This is a genomic window from Siphonobacter sp., from assembly GCF_048595215.1.
Taxonomy (GTDB): Bacteria; Bacteroidota; Bacteroidia; order Cytophagales; family Spirosomataceae; genus Siphonobacter.
Window position 1 is genome coordinate 1 of record NZ_JBMDWJ010000210.1, and the last position, 4039, is coordinate 4039.

Consider the following 4039-nt stretch of genomic DNA (forward strand, 5'->3'; position numbering starts at 1 on the left):
AGGACATCTACCTTTCAATCTCAATTTCTATTACTCAGCGGTAGCTGTTGCGTTCACGAACGATTCAGCCAACATCGTCAGCTTATGATCGGTGGCTTCTTCTTCCTGCAGGTTAGCGTGGAGCAGACGAGCGGCTTCTTCGTAACCCAGAATTTTTGCCCAAGCTACCAATGTTCCATAGCTGGCAATTTCGTAGTGCTCTACTTTCTGACAGGCGGCAATAATACCAGCGTCACGCGTCAGGGTACCGCTTTGCGTTTCAGCAACGATGTCTTCGCCTTCATCTACCAGACCGGCCATCGCCTGACATTTTACACCTTCGGCTTCCAAACCCAGAGAAGAGAATACCTGATTCAAACGTTGAATCTGTCCTTCCGTTTCGGCCAGGTGCGTACGTAGACCTCCTTTGAGTTCATCCGTCGTAGCGGCGGTTTCCATCTCGGTAAGAGCCGTCGTTAATTTATTTTCGGCCCAATAAATATCTTTCAATTGAGCAACGAATAGTTCTGAAAGGCCCTCGGCCTTGTCCATTTGAAAAAGACTAGCAAGACTTGCCATAATAAAATACGTTTGGGTTGGTTATACGGTAGGTATATACGAAAACCATATACCAATCTGCGGAGGGGAAGGCCAGCATCACCTTCGAGTAGCCGCTTCCCCAGAATTTTGGAGCAAAAAAAACGGCTTCCCGAATGTATTCCGGAAAGCCGTTACCTATTGTTAATCAGATCATTACTCGTTCATAGCCCGTGAGACGGCAAGCTCTTCGGGCTTCTGCGGATGAGGCTCTTTTTTCTGGAAACGAGCGATAATTCGGTCTACCACCAGGTATACGGAAGGTACGACGAAGAGCGTCAGTACCAGCGAACTCGTCAGACCACCAATGATGACCCAAGCCATACCATTTTTGGTTTCGGCCCCTGCCCCACTGGCCAGTGCAATCGGCAACATACCGAAGATCATGGCCAGGGTAGTCATCAAAATCGGACGAAGACGTTCCTTACCCGCTTCCACCAGAGCCGCAACGACTTCTTTACCTTCGGCTTTCAGGTGATTGGTAAAGTCTACGATCAGGATGGCGTTTTTCGCAACCAAACCCAGCAACATAATCATACCTACAATCGAGAATACCGTTAAGCTTTCCATCGTCAGAGCCAGAGCCAGCAAGGCACCAATCAGAGCAACGGGAATCGAGAACAGTACCACGACGGGATACACGACGCTTTCGTACAGGGCCACCATGATGAAGTACACCAGCAGAATAGCCATGATCAGAGCCAGTCCCAGACTACCGAAGGCGTCGGATTGCTGTTGCAGCTGACCGAGGTACTGAACCGAGATTCCTTCACCTAGTTTGACATTGGCCATTTTCGCCTGAATGTCGGCCCCTACCGTACCCACCGGACGTCCGACGACCTGCGAGTTGATGGTAATCGAAGACAGACGGTCGTTCCGCTCCAGTACGCTTTCCCCGATCCGTTCGTCTACCTGAGCAAATTGCGACAACTGGAAGGTACGTCCCTGGTTGTTGACGAACAGCAGATTTCCTACGTCATCGGCACTACTGCGATTGAATCGGTCGAGATTGACCAGAATGTCGTACTCGTTCCCGTTCTGTTTGAACTTGGCACGGTCATCGCCCCGGAAAGCCGTTTGCAGGGCCATTCCTACGTCCGAAGCATTGATACCCAGTTGGGCCATTCGCTCCCGATTTAGTTTGATCGATACTTCCGGTTTTGGATCTTTCACGGAGTACTTCACATCCTGCGTACCGGGCGTGGATTTTACAATATCCAGTACCTGAGCGGCCGCTTTCCGGATGGAGGGCATGTCCGTACCCTTCACGGCAATCTGAATAGGAGCTTCGGAAGAACCAACAATACCTACGGGGCTTACGGTTACTTTTACCCCCGGAACCTTACCGATTTCTTTCTTGATTTCGACCCCAAACTCATCCGTCGAGTACTTCCGCTCTTTCTTATCGACCAGCTTGACGTTAATGTCCGCCAGGTTACTGTTCGACGTGGAAGAAAGGGCGTTACTCGTATACCCTACGTTCGAAAAGACATTCGTTACGCCGGGGTGTTTCAACAGAATCTGTTCGGCTTTCTGTACGGCTTCGTTTGTCTGGTAAATGGAAGCGGTTGGGGCTAATTCCAGCTGTACGGCAATTTCACCCTGATCGGATTGGGGCATGAAGGCCGCTCCAATAAAGCCCGCCGGTACCAGTGCAATCGAACCGACAAACAACAGAATGACGATGATAAACACCCAGCGTTTGTGACCCAGGGCCTTTTGCAGTACACCACCGTAATAGGCAATGATCCGGTCGATGAAGCGTTCAAAACCGAGGTTGATTTTACCCCAGAGCGTATTTTCTTTCAGGTGCTCCAGCTTGCCGAAACGCGATACCAGCAACGGCGTAATGGTAAAGGATACCACCAAACTCATCAATGTAGAGAATACTACGACTAGTGAGAATTCGCGGAGGATGTTACCGATCAAACCTCCCGTTAAGGCCAGCGGGACGAATACCACGACGTCCACGAGGGTAATGGCAAGGGCGGTAAACCCGATTTCGCTCCGTCCGTCGATAGCGGCCTGTCGTCGGTCTTTACCCATTTCCATGTGCCGGGTGATGTTCTCCAGAATTACAATGGAGTCATCGACGAGGATACCCACCACCAGCGAGAGTGCCATCAGCGTCATCAGGTTCAGCGAGAATCCTGATAGATACATCAGCATAAACGTCGGTACAATGGACGAAGGCAGAGCCACCAGTACGAATAACGACGACCGGAAGCTATGCAGGAACAGCAACATTACGACCGATACAATCGCCACGGCCAGGAATAAATCGTCCACTACGGCCTCGGCCGAAGCCAGCGTATACACCGACTGATCCGCTGCGATATTGAATTTCAAGCCAATGGAAGCGTACTGTTTTTCCAGTACCCCGATTCGCTCGCGTACGAGTTCACTGACTTCTACGGCGTTGGCATCACTCTGTTTGAGTACCTGCACCCCGATGGACGGAATACCGTTGATGTGGTTGATGGCCGTTTCTTTGGCCGTTCCGTCCACCACTTCGGCAACATCCCGTAACAACACATCACCACCGCCGGGCGTACTACCGCTGGCGAGACGGCGGGCAATGATAAGGTTACGCATTTTTTCCACCGACTGTACCGTGGCATCAAAGTGAATGGAATACTGCGACTGCTGCGTTTCAATCTGACCCGCCGGATAACTGGCGTTGGCATTGTAAACGGCCTGCGAGACCTGGCCAATGGAAATGCCGTACGCCTGTAATTTCACAGGGTCTACGTTCACCTGAATTTCCCGTTCGGCACCACCAATTAGGTTAATCTGCCCTACCCCGGCTACGTTAGAAAGCTGAGGCTTGAGTTTCTCGTCCAGCAGGTCAAACAATTGCGTGGGCGACAACTTAGCCGTAACCCCCATCCGCAGGACGGGCAATTCGTCCGTAGAGAATTTATTGATGACTGGATCGTCTACGTCTTCGGGCAACAGCGAGAGAATCTGGTTGATTTTCCGCTGAGCATCCTGTTGAGCCAGGTTTACATCGGCTCCGTTTTTCAATTGAAGGACTACTGAGGAAACCCCTTCCTGCGAAGTAGATTTGATCCGATCGAGTCCTTCGAGTGATGAAAGGGCGTCTTCGATCCGCTTGGTCACGTTGGTTTCCACTTCATCGGCGGCAGCCCCCCGATACACGGTAGCAACGCTGATGACGTTCGCCTCGAATTTAGGCAGCAAATTGTAGGACAACTGCTGGTAACTGATGACCCCAAAGAGGATGAGTACCGTAAAAATGGTAGTCACCAGCAGAGGTCGTTTTATGGCTACTTCGGTTATCGACATTTCTTTTTAGTTTACGGTTTTCAGTTTACGGTTTACGGTGGCTGACGCGAGAAAAGTTGCATGCGTCAGTCACCGTAAACCATAAACTGAAAACCGTAAACCAAAAACCAAAACGCCGCCCGTCGAGGGACTTCCGGGCTGTTCGTTTAGTTTG

At 50.8% G+C, this 4039-nt stretch carries 2 protein-coding genes; both read right to left on the minus strand.

The genetic code is table 11. The features are described 5' to 3' along the window. Positions 1 to 30 precede the first annotated feature (30 nt). A complete protein-coding gene (locus ACOJTG_RS12945) occupies positions 31 to 558 on the minus strand; it encodes a ferritin-like domain-containing protein (protein ID WP_420154203.1) in 528 nt (175 codons plus the stop codon). Between the two features lie 174 nt (positions 559 to 732). Next, positions 733 to 3885 (minus strand): efflux RND transporter permease subunit, encoded by a 3153-nt coding sequence (locus ACOJTG_RS12950; protein ID WP_420154204.1) that lies wholly within the window; start codon positions 3883 to 3885, stop codon positions 733 to 735. Positions 3886 to 4039: the final 154 nt, after the last annotated feature.